At 62.6% G+C, this 19,119-nt stretch carries 19 protein-coding genes; 5 read left to right on the top strand and 14 right to left on the bottom strand.

What is annotated here, in order from left to right; all coding sequences use genetic code 11:
- The 12 genes from AC3WQS_RS18710 to AC3WQS_RS18655 form a co-directional block, all read right to left on the bottom strand.
- Entirely contained in the window at positions 1–873 is an 873-nt protein-coding gene (locus AC3WQS_RS18710; RefSeq protein WP_003944051.1) for an MlaE family ABC transporter permease, read from the bottom strand.
- On the bottom strand, positions 870–1,610 hold the full coding sequence (locus tag AC3WQS_RS18705; RefSeq protein WP_021344419.1) for an MlaE family ABC transporter permease: 741 nt from the start codon (positions 1,608–1,610) through the stop codon (positions 870–872). The genes AC3WQS_RS18710 and AC3WQS_RS18705 overlap by 4 nt, the downstream gene beginning before the upstream one ends.
- A gap of 34 nt (positions 1,611–1,644) precedes the next feature.
- Positions 1,645–2,898: a cytochrome P450 gene (locus AC3WQS_RS18700; RefSeq protein WP_492713318.1), complete on the bottom strand. Its 1,254-nt coding sequence runs from the start codon at positions 2,896–2,898 to the stop codon at positions 1,645–1,647.
- Positions 2,899–2,951: 53 nt separating this feature from the next.
- A complete protein-coding gene (locus tag AC3WQS_RS18695; RefSeq protein WP_060939330.1) occupies positions 2,952–4,589 on the bottom strand; it encodes an acyl-CoA synthetase in 1,638 nt (545 codons plus the stop codon).
- A 26-nt stretch (positions 4,590–4,615) separates the two neighbouring features.
- Positions 4,616–5,863: a hypothetical protein gene (locus tag AC3WQS_RS18690; RefSeq protein WP_492713317.1), complete on the bottom strand. Its 1,248-nt coding sequence runs from the start codon at positions 5,861–5,863 to the stop codon at positions 4,616–4,618.
- 5 nt (positions 5,864–5,868) lie between these two features.
- The gene (locus tag AC3WQS_RS18685) at positions 5,869–6,420 is read right to left on the bottom strand and encodes a Cif family virulence factor (protein WP_020907944.1); all 552 of its coding nucleotides are present in this window, start codon (positions 6,418–6,420) and stop codon (positions 5,869–5,871) included.
- Between the two features lie 58 nt (positions 6,421–6,478).
- Positions 6,479–6,670, bottom strand: coding sequence for a ferredoxin (locus AC3WQS_RS18680; protein WP_020907945.1), 192 nt, complete (start codon positions 6,668–6,670; stop codon positions 6,479–6,481).
- A 2-nt stretch (positions 6,671–6,672) separates the two neighbouring features.
- Positions 6,673–8,067, bottom strand: a complete 1,395-nt coding sequence (locus AC3WQS_RS18675) for a cytochrome P450 (RefSeq protein WP_019748680.1) — start codon at positions 8,065–8,067, stop codon at positions 6,673–6,675.
- On the bottom strand, positions 8,064–8,870 hold the full coding sequence (locus tag AC3WQS_RS18670) for an SDR family oxidoreductase (protein ID WP_019748681.1): 807 nt from the start codon (positions 8,868–8,870) through the stop codon (positions 8,064–8,066). Before AC3WQS_RS18670 ends, AC3WQS_RS18675 begins: the two co-directional genes overlap by 4 nt.
- Complete coding sequence (locus AC3WQS_RS18665; protein WP_492713316.1) at positions 8,870–10,075, bottom strand: cytochrome P450; 1,206 nt, start codon at positions 10,073–10,075, stop codon at positions 8,870–8,872. Before AC3WQS_RS18665 ends, AC3WQS_RS18670 begins: the two co-directional genes overlap by 1 nt.
- On the bottom strand, positions 10,072–10,638 hold the full coding sequence (locus AC3WQS_RS18660; protein ID WP_024487471.1) for a TetR/AcrR family transcriptional regulator: 567 nt from the start codon (positions 10,636–10,638) through the stop codon (positions 10,072–10,074). The genes AC3WQS_RS18665 and AC3WQS_RS18660 overlap by 4 nt, the downstream gene beginning before the upstream one ends.
- A 136-nt stretch (positions 10,639–10,774) precedes the next feature.
- Positions 10,775–11,632, bottom strand: coding sequence for a mycofactocin-coupled SDR family oxidoreductase (locus tag AC3WQS_RS18655; RefSeq protein ID WP_264612915.1), 858 nt, complete (start codon positions 11,630–11,632; stop codon positions 10,775–10,777).
- Between the two features lie 243 nt (positions 11,633–11,875).
- Between AC3WQS_RS18655 and AC3WQS_RS18650 the strand changes: the two genes are divergently transcribed.
- The 5 genes from AC3WQS_RS18650 to AC3WQS_RS18630 all read left to right on the top strand — a co-directional run bounded on the left by AC3WQS_RS18650 (position 11,876) and on the right by AC3WQS_RS18630 (position 17,103).
- Positions 11,876–13,342 (top strand): aldehyde dehydrogenase, encoded by a 1,467-nt coding sequence (locus AC3WQS_RS18650; protein ID WP_084325648.1) that lies wholly within the window; start codon positions 11,876–11,878, stop codon positions 13,340–13,342.
- Between the two features lie 58 nt (positions 13,343–13,400).
- A complete protein-coding gene (locus AC3WQS_RS18645; protein ID WP_007728639.1) occupies positions 13,401–14,150 on the top strand; it encodes an SDR family oxidoreductase in 750 nt (249 codons plus the stop codon).
- The gene (locus AC3WQS_RS18640) at positions 14,147–15,091 is read left to right on the top strand and encodes an NAD(P)-dependent oxidoreductase (RefSeq protein ID WP_259121173.1); all 945 of its coding nucleotides are present in this window, start codon (positions 14,147–14,149) and stop codon (positions 15,089–15,091) included. The genes AC3WQS_RS18645 and AC3WQS_RS18640 overlap by 4 nt, the downstream gene beginning before the upstream one ends.
- Positions 15,088–15,549: a carboxymuconolactone decarboxylase family protein gene (locus tag AC3WQS_RS18635; RefSeq protein WP_084325651.1), complete on the top strand. Its 462-nt coding sequence runs from the start codon at positions 15,088–15,090 to the stop codon at positions 15,547–15,549. The genes AC3WQS_RS18640 and AC3WQS_RS18635 overlap by 4 nt, the downstream gene beginning before the upstream one ends.
- Positions 15,550–15,636: 87 nt before the next feature.
- Positions 15,637–17,103, top strand: a complete 1,467-nt coding sequence (locus tag AC3WQS_RS18630) for an FAD-dependent oxidoreductase (protein ID WP_020907950.1) — start codon at positions 15,637–15,639, stop codon at positions 17,101–17,103.
- Between the two features lie 10 nt (positions 17,104–17,113).
- Here the strand turns inward: AC3WQS_RS18630 and AC3WQS_RS18625 are convergent, their stop codons facing one another.
- Positions 17,114–17,950 (bottom strand): helix-turn-helix domain-containing GNAT family N-acetyltransferase, encoded by an 837-nt coding sequence (locus AC3WQS_RS18625; RefSeq protein WP_492713315.1) that lies wholly within the window; start codon positions 17,948–17,950, stop codon positions 17,114–17,116.
- A gap of 102 nt (positions 17,951–18,052) precedes the next feature.
- Positions 18,053–19,075, bottom strand: a complete 1,023-nt coding sequence (locus AC3WQS_RS18620) for an alpha/beta hydrolase (RefSeq protein ID WP_046378652.1) — start codon at positions 19,073–19,075, stop codon at positions 18,053–18,055.
- Positions 19,076–19,119 lie beyond the last annotated feature (44 nt).

Below are 19,119 nucleotides of genomic sequence, written 5' to 3'. Positions count from 1 at the left end.
CTAACCGGACAGATTGAAGTTGCCGGAACCGCCGTAGAGCGCGAGTGAGACGAGCAGGGTCACCGCCACGACGCAGATCAGCGAGAGCCGAACCCCGCGGCCCACTGCAGTTCCCACGCCCGACGGTCCCCCGGACGCGTTGTATCCGTAGTACGTGTGGATCAGCATCACCAGTAGTGCCATCACGAGCACTTGAACGAAGGACCATGCGACGTCGACCGGATCGAGGAACGTCGTGAAGTAGTGGTCGTAAAGACCGGAGGATTGACCGAACAGCACGACCGTGGTGAATCGTCCGGCCAGAAATGATCCTACGAGCGCCAGTGAGTACAGCGGCAAGATCGCGATCATCCCTGCGGTGACGCGGGTGCTGACGACGTACGGGACCGAACTGATCGCCATCGATTCGAGGGCGTCGATTTCCTCACTGATGCGCATGGCACCGATCTGCGCGGTCGAACCTGCTCCGATCGTGGCCGACAGGCCGATTCCCGCGATGACCGGCGCAGCGATACGAACGTTGATGAAGGCGGAGAAGAATCCGGTGAGCGCTTCGACTCCGATATTTCCCAGCGAGCTGAAACCTTGGATCGCAATGGTGCCGCCCGAGGCTAGAGTCAGAAATCCTACGACCGCAACCGTGCCGCCGATCACTGCCAAAGCTCCGGTGCCCATGCTGATCTCGGCTACCAGCCTCAACACTTCTTTCGGGTGTTTGCGAATTGCCCACGGGATGTGAGCGATGGCGCGCGCGAAGAAGACAGCTTGTCGCCCGACGTCGTCGATCGAGCGTGACGTTCGAGCCACCCGCGCCCGCGTGCGTCCGAACTTGCCGATTTGTGCCAGCGAATCCGACAGCGTCACCTCGATCACCCCGCCGTCAATCGGATGCCGACCGCGGTGACGATGGTGTTGACGACGAACAACGCCATGAATGCGTACACCACCGTTTCGTTGACGGCCTCCCCCACGCCTTTCGGCCCACCCCGTACCGACAGTCCGCGATAGCAGGCCACCAATCCCGCCAGCATCCCGAACAGTGCAGCTTTGACCATCGACAACGCCACCTCGGGCAGGCCGGTCAGCAACGTGATTCCCTCGACGAAGGCGCCAGGGTTCACGCCCTGGAGAAACACCGAGAAGGCGTAACCGCCGGCGATGCCGATGACGCAGACGAGTCCGTTGAGCAGCAAAGCCACCACGGTCGACGCGACCACACGCGGAATCACCAACCGATTGATCGGATCGATCCCGAGCACCTCCATGGCGTCGATCTCTTCACGAATCGTTCTCGATCCCAGATCGGCGGCGATGGCTGTCGCGCCCGCACCTGCCACGATCAGCACCGTCACCACCGGACCGACCTGAGTCACGGCACCGAGCGCGGCCCCGGCGCCGCTGAGGTCGGCGGCACCGATCTCGCGGAGAAGGATGTTGAGGGTGAAACTCACCAGGACCGTGAACGGCACGGCTACCAACACTGTCGGCACGATCGACACCCGGGCGATCATCCAACTCTGCTCGAGAAACTCCTGCACCTGAAAGCGGGTGCGGAACAAGCCCACTGCGACATCGGCGCCCATCCGGTAGAACTGGCCGAGTTCGCGCATCGGGCTCGCAAGCGCAACTCTTCCGCTGTACACGTCAATGCCCCGAAGGACACGACGTGGAGTTGCCGTAGTCGACCTTGAATTCCTTGATCCCGTTGAGCCAACCGGACGAGAGCCTGCTCGGATCGCCGAGCTTGCTGATGTCGGGCATGTGATCGGCGATCTTGCCGAAGATCAGATCGACCTCCATTCTGGCCAGGTTGGCGCCGACGCAGTAGTGCGGTCCGGTTCCTCCGAACGCGAGGTGCGGATTCGGGTCTCGGGTGATGTCGAAGACGTCGGGGTTCTCGAAGACGGTTTCGTCGAAGTTCGCCGAGCCGTAGAGCAGTACGACACGCTGCCCCTTCGCAATCGTAGTGCCGGCAATCTGTGTGTCCACCACTGCTGTTCGTTGCATCGACGTCAGTGGCGAAGCCCAGCGGATGATCTCGTCCGCGGCGGTGCGCGGACGCTCACGCTTGTACAGTTCCCACTGATCCGGATGCTCGAGAAATGCCATCATGCCGAGTGTCGTTGCGTTGCGCGTCGTTTCGTTGCCCGCGACAGCCAACATGATGACGAAGAAACCGAACTGTTCCGGGGTGAGTTTCTGTCCGTCGATGTCGGCATGCACCAAGCGCGAGATGATGTCGTCGAGCGGTTCCTCCCGTCTCGCCTCGGCCAGTTGATAGGCGTAGCCCAGGATCTGCGCCGACGCCATCCGCGACTCGCCGGCGAGCGACTCGTCGTCGTATCCCGTCATCTGATTCGACCATTCGTACAGCTGACGGCGCCCGTCCTGCGGTACACCGATCAGCTCCGAGATCGCCTGCATCGGTAACTCGCTGGCGACCTGGCTGACAAAATCACCGCTACCTTCCGCCACGGCAGCCGACGCTATGTCTTCTGCCCGCGCTTCCAGCCCGGCCCGCATCGCTTCCACCGACCGCGGAGTGAACAAGCGCGCCACCAACTTGCGCAGCTGTGTGTGCTCAGGGGCGTCCTTGTTGATGAGGACGTGTTTTGTCGCCTCCAACTCCTCCGCCGAGATGTTGTCTTCATGCCGCGGAATGCAGCCGTTGACGTTGCTCGAGAACTCCTCGCTGCGCAACGAGACGTCGCGGACGTCTGCGTGGCGGGAGACAACCCAACAACCACCGTCGTGAAATCCGCCGGTACCCGGTCCCTGGGCGTTCCACCAGACCGGAGCGCATCGTCGTAGTTCGGCGAACTCGGCAAGCGGGACGCGCTCGCCGTACAGATGCGGGTCGGTCACGTCGAACCCGTCGGGAAGGTCGATCTCAGGCATTGCAGATGCTCCTTTACGGATGGGTGCCGGGTGCCGGGTGTTGCGTGTGAGCGCTAGTCGATCCGGTGGACCGGGTCGCTGTTCTGTGAGAACTCCTTGGCCCAGCGGTAGTCCGGCTTGCCGCTCGGCGCTCGAACGACCTCGTCGGCGATCCAGAAGGAACGCGGAATCTTGTAGCCGGCAAGCTGAGTGCGGGTGTGTTTTTCGATGGAATCGAAATCCGGTTCCACACCATCGCGGACGCGGAGCACCGCCGCCACCCGATTGCCCCACCGCTCGTCGGCAATGCCGATCACTGTTGCGTCGTAGATGTCGGGATGGGCCTTCACCACTGCTTCGACCTCTTCCACGAAGACTTTCTCACCGCCGGTGTTGACCACCATGTTTCCCCGGCCGAGGAGAGTGACCGAGCCGTCATCCTCGATCCGCGCTCGGTCTCCGGTCACCACTGCCCGCGCGCCGTTCACCTCTCGGAATATCTCCGCCGACTTCACCGGATCGTTGTAGTAGCCCAGTGGGACGTTGCCGAGTTTCGCCAACCATCCTTCGGCCCCCGAACCCGGCTCCAACACACGGTTGTCGTCGTCGACGACGACCGTGAATCTGTTGGCGCCCACTTTGGGTCCGCCACGCTGCTCGAGCCCTTTGGTTGCGAATCCGATTCCGCCGAAGCCTGTTTCGGACGATCCAACCGAATCGGAGATCATCAGATTCGGAAAGACGTCGAAGAACGCGTCTTTGACCGATCCGGAGAAGAGCGCAGCGCCGGAGGCGAGCACAGCCAGGCTCGACGCATCCGGTTGCAATTCGTGATGGGCTTCGACCAGTGGACGGCCCATGGCGTCGCCGGTGATGACCATGACCTGCGGGCGATACTCGGCGACGACTTTCCAGACCTGCGCCGCATCGAACTTCGGTTCGAAGATGACGGTGTTTCCGGAGAACAGAGCGTTGAACGTCGGCATCAGTGCCGAGGTGTGGATCAGCGGTGGAAGCATGCACCACCGCATCGGTTCGGCTGCCGCGGCGCCACCGCGCGACTGCTGGTACTCGTCGGCGATCGGCTCACCCGAATAGAAGTCGTAACCGCCGGCCAACACGCGCCAGATGTCTTCCTGCCGCCAGACGACGCCTTTCGGTCGTCCGGTTGTTCCGCCGGTGTAGAGAACGTAGACGTCGTCGCCGGAACGCTCGGGAAAAGCATGTTCACCTACGCGCAGCGGGGATTGGTTGCCGAGCGCATCCTCGTACGCCACTGCCCCCGGAATCGACGGTTCGTTCCCGAGAGCGAGTTCGTCCGCCGCCTCGATCACGTACTTGACCCGCGGCGCGGACACCAACGCCTCGGCGACCCGCTCAGCGAAACCACGATGGAAAACCAACGCCGTGAGATCCGCATTCTCGTACAGGTAAACCAATTCGTCGCTCGTGTAGCGGTAGTTCACCGTGATGGGAACGCCGCGGATCTTGAAGGCCGCGAGGACAGCAACCATCGCCTCGATCGAGTTGTGCAGTTGTATACCGATGTGCGAACCGACACCCAACCCGACGGACTGGAAGTAATGCGCCAATCGGTTGGCCCGCTCGTCGAGCTCACGGTATGTCACCTCCTCGCCGGAAACGATCAGCGCGAGGCGATCGGGCATCACATCGACGGAATGCTCGAACAGGTCTGCAAACGTGTACGCCATAGGTTGAGTCCTTCGGGTTCGGCCGGTCAGACGACGAAGAGAGGCAAAGGGATTCCGCGATCTTCGAATACGAATGCCGCGCCGGTACTGACCTTCGTAATGGCGACTTCGACGCATTCCGGAGCGGGAGCTTCGGTGATGTCGACGGCCAGAAGGAGCCCCGCGGCATCTTCGGCCACCACTCTCACGGTGAAGTGCGGATTCACGCCGCGGACCAAAGCCTGGAGGGGATCGAGGTGCTCGCTGCCGAGCAAGGTCGGCCAACCGCCGTCGCGGTCGACAAGAGCGTCTCGCGAGATCCACAGCTCCAGAGCACCGCCGTCCGGTCGGATCTCGCTCTCCACATACTGCTTCGGATTCAGCAAGGGATGCACGGACAGGACCACTGCCAACGATTCCAGAGTCGAAGGAAGCCCGAGCGCATCTCGAATACGCTGTGCCGCAACTCCCGCGATTCCGGTCAATTGCTTTCGCGTGATCTCGCGCGCCTTGTCTTCGTCGGCACGGCGGCGAACCGCTGCCAGAAAGCCCAACGCCAACAGATGATGCTGCACGCAGATCTCCTCTGCGATACGAACCAAGGCTGATCGCGAGAAGTCGGAAAACCTCAGGTCGGACAACAACGGACCCGAGTAGTCCGCCCTACCGTCCCCACCGTGATCGATCGGGCTCAGCTCGACCGTCACCGCGGCGGTGCGTCCGATCTGCTCGGTGTGCGCGGTCATCACGGGAGGCGTGTGCGACGGGTCGATGGAAACGGTCCAGGCACAGTGCGGATGTCGGTCCGCAGGCCTGCGCGGTGGTCGGTGAATCGGACGGATCTGGGCGTGCGGGTTGGTCGCGATGGCCGTCGCATCGAAAGTCGGATCCTCGATGTCGTGACACATCGAGGTCACGAACTCATCGCCCAACGGCTCGACGTCCATGAGTGCTCCGCAATGATCGAGCCAGAATTCACCGTGCAGCGGATCGTCGACCCGGTATCGAAAGTCCATGAACTGTGGCGGAGCGCCGATGTCGAGTTGTAACCCTTTGAAGATCGTCACGACGTCGTCGCCCTCGTATCCGAGAGCCTTCTGCATGCGGCGGGTGTACCAGGGGCTGGCCGATTCCCACTCCTCGACGGCCACCTGCGCCATACCCTCGCGTCCGAATTCGACGATCAGATACGCCATGCCCGAGCGATCGATCAGCTGCCCGCACAGGAGCAACTCGGGCACCAACACGGCAAGGTCGCGCTGCGAGAGTGTCTCGAAGGAATCGCGCACCGTCATCGGACTCACCACAGCGGGACCGGCGCGGTGCCCACCGGATACCAGCCCGGTAGCGGGTCGCCTGAGATCGATCGCTGGATCCGGCCCTGCATCCCCTTCGAGAGAGCGTTGTTGCCGATCATCTCCATGAACAGTGCCGACACGTTCCCGAAGTCGAAGAAGTCACGCTGCCAGGACCATTGGAAGTCCCCGCCGTAGCGGAACCAACTACCGCCGATACCGTAGACGGAGTAGTTGCTCCCGTCCTCACGCTTGGCATCGGAAATCTGCTTCCACAAGCCGATTACGTTTCCACTACGTTCGTCGATCACAAAGTCTTGATACGGGTACTCCCAGCCTTCGAGGCCCTTCATCTCGAGGCCGAGCGCGACTTCGCGAATCTCCTCGCGCCCCACCGCCATGAAATCCTGCTTGGGACCGTAGTTCCACCCGTACGTGGCGTCCTCGGTGTACATGTCCGCCAACGGTTTCCAATCACCGGCGGCTTCGGCCTTCTTGTTCGCCTCGATCCAGCGTTGGACCATCTCGTCGAGCTCTGCGCGGTCGAAACCCGTCATCTGAACTTCCTCCCTCGAGTACTTGAATTCGCTGCAATCAATCGACAATCCGCTGTAATCAGTCGACAATTCTCAGGGCGCCGGTCGGGCAGTACCTGACCGCCATCTCAGCTTCACCGCGGAGCGACTCGGGTGGGTCCGAGTCCAGAAGACTGACCTTCCCCCGCTTCGGGACGACAAAGATCTCCGGTGCCTCGAGCTCACACGCCGCATGGCCTTGGCACAGGTCGAGGTCGACTTCGACGTGCATGATCACCCCTCACGCCCGGGACGTGTTCTGCGCCGGTACCTCACCGCGCACGGCTGCTGCAACTGGACGACCATCTTGCTGTGGTCGTTTCGGTAGGACTCCGACGGCTGCGCCATCTCGAACTCGAAGTCCCGCAGCAGGATCGAGAAGATCGCTTTGAGCTGCATCTGGGCGAATGCAGCGCCGACGCAGCGATGCCGGCCGGCTCCGAACGGAATCCACGTCCAGCGGTTGACGATGTCCTCTTGATTCGGGTCGATGTACCTCCCGGGATCGAAGGTGTCCGGTCGGGGGAAGTCCTCGGCGATTCGATTGGAGATCGCGGGCGTCGCGGCGACAAGATGGCCCTCTCGGATCTCGAAGCCGCCCACTTCGAAATCTCCACGTGCCACCCGCAACAGGATGATCAACGGCGGATGCAGTCGAAGGGTTTCCTTGACCACAGCCTCGAGAACCGGAATCTGGCGCAGGGCATGAAAACTGATGTCGGCGCCGTCGGAGTACAGATTGTCGAGTTCGTCGACGACGTCCGTCATGGTGTCGGGATGCCGCAACATCTCGATCAGCGACCACGCTGCCGTGCCGGAAGTCGTGTGGTGGCCGGCGAACATCATCGAGATGAAGATGCCGGTGATCTCGTCGGCACTGAACCGGAGGTCGCCGTTCTCGTCCTTGACCGAGACCAACACGTCCAACATGTCGCGGTCCTCCTTGCCCTGCGGAGGATTCGCGATGCGCCCGTTCATGATGTCCTGTACCAGAGCAACCAACGCCAACCTGGCCTCGTCGCGGCGGCGGAAACTCTCGATCGGCGCGTACGGATCCACGAAAGCCAATGCATCCGTTCCCTGTTCGAGTTCGTGATACAGCTTGGCGAAGCTATCGTCCAGTTCGTCGCGGAACTTCTTGCCGATCAGGCACGCCGACGAGGTATAGATGGTCAGCTCGGCGAAGAAGTCGAGCAGATCGATCTCGCCTTCGTCTCCCCACTGCGCGACCATCGCCTCGACCTCGCGGCCGATCGTGGCGGCGTGCCCGCGCATCTGTTCGCCGCGCAGAGCCGAGTTGTGGAGCATCTCTTTACGCCGCTCCGGGCTGGCATCGAAGACGACGCCTTCACCGAATATCGGCTTCATGAAGGGGTACGCAGCTTGTTGGTCGAGATCCTCGTCGGTGGAGCGGAAGAAGAACTCGTTTGCCTCGGCTCCGGACAGCAAGATCACTGTGCGGTCGGCAAGTTGAAAGGCGCCGACGTCACCACATTCCTCACGCACCCGGCGCATGAGCGCTATCGGGTCGGTTCGCAGTTCCTCGAGGTGCCCGTGCGGGAGATCCCCGCCGGACACCCGCGGTGGCTCGGGCAGTGTTCGCGACGTCTCCTGCACTCCGTGCGTCATGTCGTCTCCTGTGAGTTCGCAGTGGGAAGTTTGTCCAGTGGTGCCTCGGGCTGAACTTCGACGAGCACGATGTGTGCTCCTCGCGGCGCCGACACAACGGCGACAATGGCATTGGCGATGTCCGAGGCGCGCAGAAAGTAACCATGGCGGGCGAACCCCCACTTACTCCACGATTCCCCAACCGGTCCGATGATCTCCGGCGTCGTGTCCATCCCCATGCCGGTCAGTGTCGGCCCGGGTCGCACGATCGACGCGCGAATGCCTGTTCCTTCGAGCTCCATTCGCATCTGGCGCCCCATTGCTTCGAGCCCGGCCTTGGCCGCGTCGTAAGCACCCATGAGTGGACGCTGGCGCTCGGCACAATCCGAGCCGATCAGTACGAAGTCACCGCGCTGTCGTTGCCTCATGCCGGGGAGTACGCGATGCGCCAATCGCTGCGCACCAACGAGGTGGACTTGGATCTGCCGTGAAAACGCCTCTGGATCCATCTCGTCCGCAGCCCCGAATTCGAGGTCACCGGCACCGGAGACGACCATTTCGGTGGGACCGTGGACTGCCTCTGCGGCCGAGACGAATCCGTCGACCGAATCACCGTCCGTGACGTCGAGGAAGTGGGCAAACGCTTCGCCACCATTGCTGCGGATCTTCTCGGCGATGGCTTCGCATTCGGTGACTCGACGCGCACCGAGCGCAACCGGATGGCCGAGTTCGGCCAGGGCATACGCAGTAGCGGTGCCGATTCCCGACGATGCACCACTGATCAATGCCGGCCGGCGAAGTGGATTGGGTTCGAAACGAGGCATCAGCGCACCTGCACTTTCACCGGCAGGGCCGCAAAGCCCCGGACGTTTGTCGAATGAACACGCTCGATTCCGGACTCGTCGACTTCGTAGTCGCTGACCCGACGCCCGAACTCTGCGAGGGCGATCTTGGCTTCGAGCTTGGCAAGGTGGGCACCGAGACAGAAGTGCACGCCACCACCGAAACTCGCGAGTTTTCCCGACGAACTCCGGCCGATCTGGAAGCTGTCGGCATCGTCGAAGACGTCGGCGTCTCGGTTGGCCGATCCGATCAGGAGCAGGACCTTCTCCCCCGCCGGAATGGTGCGTCCGTGATACTCGAGGTCGACAACCGAAGTCCGAGCCACGATCTGGCTCGACGTGTCGTAGCGAAGAGTCTCTTCCACCCACTCCGAGGCGCGTTCGGGATCGTCGAGAACCGGTGTGATCTGCTCCCGGTGGTGCGAACCCCAGTACAGAGCGTTTCCGAGAAGCTTGGTCGTGGTCTCGTTTCCGGCCACGACCATCAGAAACATGAATCCGAGGATCTCCTGGTCCGAGAGTTTGTCTCCGTCGATCTCGGCATCGAGCAAGGCCGAGGTCAGATCGTCCGTCCGCGATCGGCGACGCTGCGCGATCATCTCCTTGTAGTAGCCCATCAAACTGATCGAAGCCTCCACCGCAGGTTGCGGCACGTCGAGAACACCCGCCTCTCGATGCACCACCAGATCCGCCTTTCGCCGCAGTTCGGCTCTGTCGGGTTCGGGAACCCCCATGAGTTCGGAGATGACGTCCATCGGCAGCTTTCCCGCCACCTCCGTAATCCAGTCGAACTCCCCCGCGCCCAACGCAGGTACCAGATGTTGCTTCGTGAGTTCGAGTATCCGGCCGTCGAGCTCCGCAACCCGTCGCGGCGTGAATCCGCGAGAAACCAACTGGCGCAACCGCATATGGCGGGGATCGTCCATCGCGAGAAACGACATCACATAATGTGCGTGTGGACCGTAGGCTGCGGGGTCGAGCGATACCCCGTTGGCGCTCGAGAGACGCTTGTTGTCCTTGAATCCGTCGACCACGTCCGCATATCGCGACAACGCCCAAAAGCCAACGTCCGGATTGTGATACAACGGTGATTCTTCGCGCAGACGCTTGTACGTCGGATACGGATCGTCGTGAAAGTGGTAGTCGTACGGATTGAAGACCACCGGATCGATCAAAGCTTCTGTCATGATTTCTCCAGGATCAGTAGAGCTGAGGCCTCGAGGCGTCCAGCGATTTGCGCGTAGGTTCCGTAGCCGATCCCTGCTCGCAGAAGCGCCCCGGCATAAAGCATTTCGAGCGCTTCCAACACTTCGGGTTCGCCATTCGGATCCAGCGCCGAAGCGAGTCGTTGATGGATCTCGAGTCCGATCCGCCCGCGAAGATGTTCCACTTCAGGATCGGATCCGAGCAGTGCATTGGTCACGGCGGCCGATACCTCCGGTTCGTCCGCGAGAAGCAGCGCGATGTTTCGAAGTACAGACAGCACGTGCGCGGTGCGATCCAACCCTGAGCCATCAGGCGCCGACGAGTTCTGAAGTCTTCGCCAGAAAACCTCTGCGACCAGATGCTCCTTGGACGCGAAATACGTGTAGGCGGTCGCAGTTCCTACACCCGCTTCGGCCGCAACCGAACGGACAGTCAGTCCGGAAAACTCTTGTTTGCGTAGAACTTTCACTGTTGCTTCGGCAAGCCTGGCCACAGTTTCCGCCTGTTTGCCCGTGAGGCGCCTGCGAGTGGATTCATAGACAATCGATCCCCCGCCACTTGAATCGCCCCGTTTGCTGGACACGTGTCTGGACGTTACTACAGCGCCCTGTCCAGGGCAACGAAATGGGGAAACTTCGAAAATTCACCACTCACAGGCAGCCACGAAGCGAAAAGTTCTACTACAGACCGATCTTCATCCCGGCACCAGCGTCCACGCGCAGTTGCTGGCCGGTGACGAATCGCGACTCGTCCGAGGACAGGTACACGACCGCATGCGAGATGTCCGCGGGCTCGACCCACGGGGTCGGCATCGCCTGCATGAACGGGAACGTCACTGCCGCATCCTCGGCGGTCGGATTCTCGAGGTCGGGACGGAACGTCCGGTACATCGGCATGCTCTGCAACATGTCGGTGTTCACGTTGGTCGGATGAATCGCGTTGACGCGAATGGAACTCGGCCCGAGAGTCAGTGCCAACGAACTGGTATATGCCTGAATCAGCTTCTTGGCCAGTCCGTATCCGTCGCCACCCGGACCCTGGAGCGCCTGCTGCCCGTTGAATCCGGTCTGTGGCACCAGACCGGCAACAGAGCCGATCGCGATGATCGAACCCCCTTCGCCGAGGTATTCCATCGACGCGTGCACTGTATTGACGACACCGAGAAAGTTCACATCGAACGCGTCGACGAAACCGGCAGTCGACACGTGCTTGCCGAGCGGACAGATACCGGCGTTCGCCACGACGACATGCAATCCGCCCAACTGACCTACCGCCTCGGCAAGTGCCGTTTCGAGTCCGGGGCGATCGCGGACGTCGACACGGGCCGTCACCACCTGCTGTCCGGTCTCTTTCACCAGTCGAGCCGTTTCCTCGAGATCGGCAGGACTGGCGAGCGGGTATTCGTTGCTGGCGATGTCTGCGCACAGATCGAAGGCGATGATGTGCGCGCCCTCCCGTGCGAGATGAACGGCATGACTGCGCCCCTGACCTCGAGCAGCACCGGTCACCAGCACCACTTTTCCGTCAACTCTGTTCATTTCGACCTCTCTCCCGTGAATGTGAAGGCGTGCATGTGAAAGCGTGGATGTGAAGGCGTGCATGTGAAGGCGTGGATGTGAATGTGCGGTGAACCGTAGCCGCGCCGCCCCGGACACGAGGCGCTTTTCACCGAAGCAGATCCCGAGACGCTCTCGAAATCTCTTATGCCCCAAAAACCATTGCCTCAACCACGAGTGTGAACTAGAGTCCAGACACATGTCCAGAAAGAGAGGGTTCGCGTTATGACGCTTCGACCCGCAGACAGTTCTGCACTTCTCGTCGACGGAAAGCTGGTTCCCGGATCGGGTGGAACCTTCGAAGTTTTCAACCCGGCCACCGAGGAACTGATCGGCCGTGCGGCCGAAGGCACCACCGCGGACATGGACGCGGCCATTGCCGCGGCGCGCCGTGCGTTCGACGAGACCGAATGGGCACGCGATCACGGGTTTCGCGCTCGCTGCCTGCGCCAACTGTGCGACGCACTCCAGTCCCACATCGAGGAGTTGCGTGAGATCACCGTCGCCGAGGTCGGCGCACCCGTCATGCTGACGAGCGGTCCGCAACTCGAAGGCCCGATCGAAGATCTTCGCTACTGGGCTGACCTGATCGAAACCTATTCGTGGGAACAAGATCTCGGGCACGCGTCACCCATGGGGATTCCGACCCATCGCCGACTGCTCAAGGAAGCGGTCGGCGTCGTCGGCGCAATCACACCGTGGAACTTCCCGCACCAGATCAATTTCGCCAAACTCGGCCCCGCCCTCGCGGCCGGCAACACCATCGTTCTCAAACCCGCGCCGGACACGCCCTGGTGCGCCGCGCTGGTCGCCAAGGTGATTGCAGAAGAAACCGAGATCCCGGCGGGCGTCGTCAACGTGGTGACGTCGACAGATCACTCTCTCGGCGCGCAGCTGTGCAGCGATCCGCGCGTCGATCTCGTGTCTTTCACCGGTTCCACCGCCACCGGACGCACGGTGATGGCCACGGCCGCGCAAACCCTCAAGAAGGTCTTCCTCGAACTCGGGGGCAAGTCCGCATTCATCGTCCTCGACGACGCGGACATCAAGGGTGCATGCTCGGTTGCCGCGTTCTCCGTGTGCGTTCATGCCGGTCAGGGATGCGCACTCAGTACCAGACTTCTCGTGCCGCGCGCTCGGTACGAAGATGCTCTGGCCGCGGCCTCCGCCGCGATGGCGGGTATCCGAGCCGGTGACCCCAGCGCGCGCGGAACGGTGTGTGGTCCGGTCATCTCCGCGCGCCAGCGCGCCAGGGTGGAGAGCTACCTCGCCCTCGCGGTCGAAGAGGGCGGCACGATCGTGACGGGTGGAGGCCGACCCGACGATCACCAGAGCGGCTTCTTCGTCGAACCCACTCTCATTGCCGGGCTGGACAACTCGTCTCGCGTAGCGCAGGAGGAGATTTTCGGGCCCGTTCTCGTGATCATTCCGTACGACAACGACGACGACGCTATCCGGATTGCCAACGATTCCCCCTACGGCCTGTCCGGGTCGGTGTGGGGCGCCGATCCCGATCGCGTCGCGCACGTCGTTGCCGGTGTCAGAACCGGAACGCTGAGCGTCAACGGCGGCGTCTGGTATTCGGCCGACGCACCGTTCGGCGGCTACAAACAATCCGGGATCGGCCGCGAAATGGGCCTCGCCGGTTTCGAGGAATACCTCGAAACCAAGCTCGTCGCTTCACCTTCCTGACATTCCACACCCTCACCCCACCCTCACCACAGAATCATCACCACGAAAGTAGGTCGACATGGGACGTTTCGACGGTCGCACCGCGATAGTCACCGGAGCAGCGCAGGGTATCGGAGAGGCGTATGCCCGCGCTCTGGCCGCGGAGGGGGCCAACGTGGTCGTGGCGGACCTCAATCGCGAACTCGGTGAGGCTGTCGCCAAGCAGATCACGGCGGACGGTGGAAGTGCCGTGTTCAAGGACGTCGACGTCGCCGACGGGGAGTCGACTGCGGCACTTGCCGACTTCACGATCGAGCAGTTCGGCAGCATCGAGCATCTGGTGAACAACGCTGCCATCTACGGCGGAATGAAGATCGATTCCCTGTTGACGGTGGACTGGGACTACTACCGAAAGTTCATGAGCGTCAACATGGACGGCGCCTTGCACGTGTGCCGGGCGGTCGTACCTCATATGCGCGCGAAGGGCGGTTCGATCGTCAACCAGTCCTCCACAGCAGCCTGGCTGTACTCGAATTACTACGGACTCGCGAAAGCCGGCGTCAACAGCCTGACACAACAACTCGCGACCGAACTCGGCTGGTCGAACATCCGGATCAACGCCATCGCTCCCGGTCCCATCGACACGGAGGCGACTCGAACCGTCACCCCCGGCAACATCGTCAAGGACATGGTAAAGCGAATCCCGTTGCAGCGCATGGGAACGCCGGAGGATCTCGTCGGCATGTGCCTGTTCCTTCTCTCCGACGACGCAGGCTGGGTGACCGGGCAGATCTTCAACGTCGACGGAGGCCAGGTGTACCGGTCATGACGGAATCGGCGCCGAAAGCCAGCGCTTCGAAAACCAGACTGGGATACATCGGCCTAGGCAACATGGGCGCGCCGATGGCGCAGCGCCTCCTGGACTGGCCGGGCGGACTGGTGGTGTGTGATGCCCGCGCAGAAGCGCTCGAACCGTTCACCACTGCGGGCGCGAGCGCAGCATCGACGCCCGCCGACGTTGCAGCGCAGGCGAGCATCATCTCCGTCACGGTGCTCGACGACGCGCAGGTACGCGAGGTTGTGTGCGGGCCGCACGGGATCCTGTCGACTGCACAGCCAGGCACTGTCGTCGCGATTCACTCCACTATCTCGGACACCACGGCGGTGGAACTCGCTGACATCTGTCAACAGCGTGGTGTTCTGCTGGTCGACGCCCCGATCAGTGGCGGTGCCGGCGGCGCAGCGCGGGGCAGGCTGGCAGTGATGATCGGCGGCTCCGACGAGGCGTTCGAAGCCGTCCGCGAGCCCTTCGGATCCTGGGCCGAGCTGGTGGTTCACGCCGGTGACGTCGGCGCGGGAACGCGAATGAAGCTCGCACGCAACCTTCTTCACTTCGTCTCGTTCACCGCCACGACCGAGGCCGCGCGACTCGCCGAAGCAGCAGGACTCGATCTCCGCACGCTCGGAAAGGTCGTCAGGCACACCGATGCGATCACTGGTGGCGCGGGCGCGATCATGCTGCGCGACACCACCGCACCGGTCTCGGAGGACGACCCGTGGTTCTCGATACTGCGGCATGTTCGCAATCTCGGGGAGAAGGACTTGGCCTTGGCCATCGACCTCGGTGATCGGCTGAATCTCGACCTGCCGCTCGCGCACCTTGCGCTCGCCGGACTCGGTGCCGGTCTGGGCGTCGGGAATGACAGCGAAGACAGGCCGGCCGAACCTTCAACGGCGTCTTCGGCATCTACTACTCGGGAGCACGCATGACCGACACCACTCACCTGACCGATGCCGGTGGAACCGACGAAAGCCGCATCTCCGAGGCCCGCGCTCGTGGCGTCGCGAAGATGAACGAGGTGTACGGCTGGGAGCTTCCCGCCGACGTTCCCGGCGACTTCTTCGCGGTCACCGCCGACCACCTCTTTGCCGACATCTGGACGCGACCGGGACTGTCGGTGCGTGACCGACGACTACTACTGATCGGTGCCATCACCGCCCAGGGGCAGAACGATGTGGCAAAGATCCAGATCAACGCTGCTCTCCACAACGAGGAGTTGACCGAGCAGCAGTTCGAAGAGGCCGCGATCTTCCTGTGCCACTACGTCGGCTGGCCGCTGGCCACCGGACTCAACAATGCGCTGATCGCCGTGAAGGCCGACAGACGTAAAGCCGCGCGCGTCAAGGAGAAGGCCGCAGCCGATTCCGCGAAAACGGACACCGACTGACTTTCGGTCGAGATACTGCCATCAGGGCATCAATCACACCCACCGATTCCCCCACCAACCAACCAGAAGAACGAAGGATCCGAATCCATGGCCGAGGCCAGCTCAATCCGTCCGCAGTCCGCCGCAAGCATCGAGCAGTGGGACTTCGAGGCTGACGTCGTCGTCGCCGGCTACGGCATTGCCGGAGTGAGTGCTTCGATCGAGGCCGCGCGAGCGGGCGCCGACGTATTGGTGCTCGAGCGCACGAGCGGCTGGGGCGGCGCTGCGGCGCTGGCAGGTGGATTCATCTATCTGGGCGGCGGGACCCCGTTGCAGCAGGCACTCGGGTTCGAGGACTCCCCCGCCAACATGAAATCATTCATGATGGCCGCACTCGGGCCCGGCGCCGACGAGGAGAAGATCACCGACTACTGCGAAGGCAGCGTCGAGCACTACAACTGGCTCGTCGACAACGGTGTGCCGTTCAAGGAAAGTTTCTACGGCCAACCCGGCTGGGAAACACCCTTCGACGACGGACTCATGTATTCCGGCGGCGAGAACTCGGCACCGTTCAACACGATCGCGACACCGGCCCCTCGCGGGCACGTGCCGCAGATGAGCGGCAAGCGCACCGGGGAGAAGGGCGGTGGTTTCATGTTGATGAAGCCACTGATCGAGACGGCCGAAAGCCTCGGTGTACGAGCCGAATACGACATGCGAGTCCAGCGCCTGGTCGTCGACGGCGATCGAGTAGTCGGCATCATCGCCAAGCAGTACGGCAAGGAAGTGGCAGTTCGAGCACGCACGGGTGTCGTACTGGCGACGGGAAGCTTCGCCTACAACGAAGCGATGATCCAGTCGTACGCCCCACGGCTGATCGGGCGCCCCGGTGCGGCTATCGAAGAGCACGACGGCAAGGCCATCCAGATGGCGCAGGCACTCGGGGCCGACCTCGCACACATGGACGCAACCGAGGTCGCATTCTTCGGCGACCCCCAGTTGATGATCCGCGGCATCCTGGTCAACGGACGCGGCCAGCGCTACGTCAACGAAGACACGTACCCGGGAAGAATCGGCCAGGAGACGCTGCTGCGCAACGAGAATCAGGCCTACCTGATCATCGACGAAGCTTCCTACGAAGAGGGCTGCGCCGCCGACAGTTCCACACCGTTCTTCAGATTCCAGCCCAAGTGGGTGGCCGAGACCGTCGAGGAACTCGAATCCGACATGGGCCTGCCGGAAGGCACCCTTCAGTCGACCGTCGAGGTCTACAACCGGCACGCCGCCCGTGGTGAAGACCCGGTACTCGGTAAGAAGAAGGAGTGGGTCAAGCCGATCGGCTCACCCGTCGCTGCGCTCGACCTTCGCAATTTCACCGCCGGATTCACGCTCGGCGGTCTGCGCACGTCGATCAACTCGGAGGTCATCCACGTCTCCGGCGAACCGATCCCGGGTTTGTTTGCCGCTGGACGCTGCACCGCCGGCGTCTGCGCCGGTGGATACGCCTCCGGAACGTCCCTCGGTGACGGCAGCTTCTACGGGCGACGCGCGGGAATCAGCGCTGCCAAGGGCTGAGCGTCTCTTCTCAAATGTCAGCGTCCTCAATGTCAGCGTCCTCGCTGCGACGTTCGAGGAACAACGTGTCACGCCACCTGCCACCGAGTTGAGCGATACGCGAGCGAGTGCCGACGATCCGGAATCCGACGGCCTGATGCAAGGCGACACTCGCCCGGTTCTCCGGGAAGATCGACGACTGCACCGTCCAGATCTCGCTGGCGTCGGCGGCTTGCACCTGTCGGCGAAGCAGCAGCTTGCCCACGCCGCGCCCGCGAGCGCCGCTACCGATGTAGATGGAGTTCTCGGCGACCCCGCGGTAGCAATCACGCGAGGACACCGGGCTCAGACTCGCCCAGCCTTCGACTCGGCCGTCGATCTCGGCGACCCATCGATGATCGGGCAACCATTGCGCGTCGAGCTTCTCGGCTGACGGCACCGACGTGGTGAACGTCGCTGTTCCGGTGTCGATTCCTTCGCGGTAGATCGAGCGCACGGCATCCCAGTCGCCGGATTCCATGCGGCGCAGCACCACATCGTCGGGAAGAACTCCCAGTGTGTCTTCGACCGGGCCACGCGCAGCCACGACGGCGGCCGCTGCCATCAGATCGGAGTATGCCGTTCCGGCAACACTGACAACCGAAGTGCCTTCACGCACCGAAGCCTCGACAAAACCGACCTCGATCAAGGCCTCGAGGTGAGCACTCAGCGCCGACGGCTCGAGTGATGCGGCGTGTACAATCGTGTCGACGTCGATCGGACCGCCGGCAGCGAGTCGGAGCACTCGCAGCCGCGTCGGATCACCAAGGCACGCAAACCTGCGCGCAAGTACATCGGTGTCGAGGGGCGCGAGTGTTTCTGAACTCATGTGGCGACTATAACGCCGCTGACCTGCAGTTCGGTCGGCTAGGTGGGGCGAGCGGGCCCCGAAGTGAGAAACAACTCAGCCGCCGATCCTCGGGTTCACCGGCTAACGCGCACCGATCGACTCGGCAATCATCGACCACGAGTTGTGAAGATCGTCCTGCCAATAACCCCAGGAGTGAGTGCCGGTTGCCCGGAAATCATAGGTGGCCGGGATGCCCAGGGAGTCGAGCCGCTCGGCCAAACGCTGGGTGCACTGGTTTGTCCCGGCCTCGATGACTCCACCCACGATCACCTGGTTCGCCAGAACGCCGAGGTCGCCGTTGACCATCGGTCCCCCCAGATTCTCGTGTGGGCCGGGCAGGCCCGATCCATTGCTGATGTAGAGGTCGACGCCCCGCAATCTCTCGGCGTTGACCACAGGATCGTTGGCTACCCAGCCCGGACCGCCGGGAGGACCCCACATGTTGTCCACGTTGCCGCCGCGGAATCCGACGACGAATCTCACGTAGTCCTGACCGGGTTGAGTACTCGTCTCGGCGCACCCGCTGAAGGCGCCGACGGCACGGTAAACGGATGGCGCCGCCTCGGCCAGGCTCAGAACGGAGGTACCTGCCATCGACAATCCGGCGACGGCATTCACACCCGTAGTCCCGAGCGTGGCGTCGACGATCGGTGGCAACTCCTCGGTGAGGAACGTGGTCCACTTGTTCAGCCCGAGAACAGGATCGGGCTTCTCCCAGTCGGTGTAGTAGCTGTAGGCACCGCCGATCGGGTTGACGACGTTGACGTTCTTGTCGCCGAAGAAGTCGACGACGTCTGTGCGTGTCTGCCACGTCGCCGTGTCCTCGCCTCCGCCCGCGCCGTTGAGCAGGTAGAGAGTCGGCCGGGGCGCACTCGTGTCTGCCGGCCGAATCACCTCGAGCGGAATCACCTTGTCCATTGCAGCGGAGTAGACGTACATCGTCAGCTGACGGGCGTTGATTTCCTCGACGTGATCGAGAGCTGAACTGTCTGGAGGGGATGTTCGCGCCTGATCGGCCGAGGCAAGCGCCGCTTCACCGAACAATCCCGTCCATGCGACGAGGGCGACGACCAGTATCGCCCGAGTACGTCCGATCCTTCTCATTGCCGCTCCTCGTGCTCGATTGCGGTGCCCGGCAACAGCTCGGT

The sequence above is a fragment of the Rhodococcus sp. FW305-130 genome (assembly GCF_058788335.1).
The sequence above is the reverse complement of the archived record's forward strand: the minus strand, read 5'-3'. Positions and strand labels throughout refer to the sequence as shown.

Coding starts and splice junctions, on each gene's coding strand:
- AC3WQS_RS18705 (WP_021344419.1), bottom strand. CDS start 1,610: ATGCGCGAACTCGGCCAGTTCTACCGGATGGGCGCCGATGTCGCAGTG.
- AC3WQS_RS18700 (WP_492713318.1), bottom strand. CDS start 2,898: ATGCCTGAGATCGACCTTCCCGACGGGTTCGACGTGACCGACCCGCAT.
- AC3WQS_RS18695 (WP_060939330.1), bottom strand. CDS start 4,589: ATGGCGTACACGTTTGCAGACCTGTTCGAGCATTCCGTCGATGTGATG.
- AC3WQS_RS18690 (WP_492713317.1), bottom strand. CDS start 5,863: ATGACGGTGCGCGATTCCTTCGAGACACTCTCGCAGCGCGACCTTGCC.
- AC3WQS_RS18685 (WP_020907944.1), bottom strand. CDS start 6,420: ATGACGGGTTTCGACCGCGCAGAGCTCGACGAGATGGTCCAACGCTGG.
- AC3WQS_RS18680 (WP_020907945.1), bottom strand. CDS start 6,670: ATGCACGTCGAAGTCGACCTCGACCTGTGCCAAGGCCATGCGGCGTGT.
- AC3WQS_RS18675 (WP_019748680.1), bottom strand. CDS start 8,067: ATGACGCACGGAGTGCAGGAGACGTCGCGAACACTGCCCGAGCCACCG.
- AC3WQS_RS18670 (WP_019748681.1), bottom strand. CDS start 8,870: ATGCCTCGTTTCGAACCCAATCCACTTCGCCGGCCGGCATTGATCAGT.
- AC3WQS_RS18665 (WP_492713316.1), bottom strand. CDS start 10,075: ATGACAGAAGCTTTGATCGATCCGGTGGTCTTCAATCCGTACGACTAC.
- AC3WQS_RS18655 (WP_264612915.1), bottom strand. CDS start 11,632: ATGAACAGAGTTGACGGAAAAGTGGTGCTGGTGACCGGTGCTGCTCGA.
- AC3WQS_RS18650 (WP_084325648.1), top strand. CDS start 11,876: ATGACGCTTCGACCCGCAGACAGTTCTGCACTTCTCGTCGACGGAAAG.
- AC3WQS_RS18645 (WP_007728639.1), top strand. CDS start 13,401: ATGGGACGTTTCGACGGTCGCACCGCGATAGTCACCGGAGCAGCGCAG.
- AC3WQS_RS18640 (WP_259121173.1), top strand. CDS start 14,147: ATGACGGAATCGGCGCCGAAAGCCAGCGCTTCGAAAACCAGACTGGGA.
- AC3WQS_RS18635 (WP_084325651.1), top strand. CDS start 15,088: ATGACCGACACCACTCACCTGACCGATGCCGGTGGAACCGACGAAAGC.
- AC3WQS_RS18630 (WP_020907950.1), top strand. CDS start 15,637: ATGGCCGAGGCCAGCTCAATCCGTCCGCAGTCCGCCGCAAGCATCGAG.
- AC3WQS_RS18625 (WP_492713315.1), bottom strand. CDS start 17,950: ATGAGTTCAGAAACACTCGCGCCCCTCGACACCGATGTACTTGCGCGC.
- AC3WQS_RS18620 (WP_046378652.1), bottom strand. CDS start 19,075: ATGAGAAGGATCGGACGTACTCGGGCGATACTGGTCGTCGCCCTCGTC.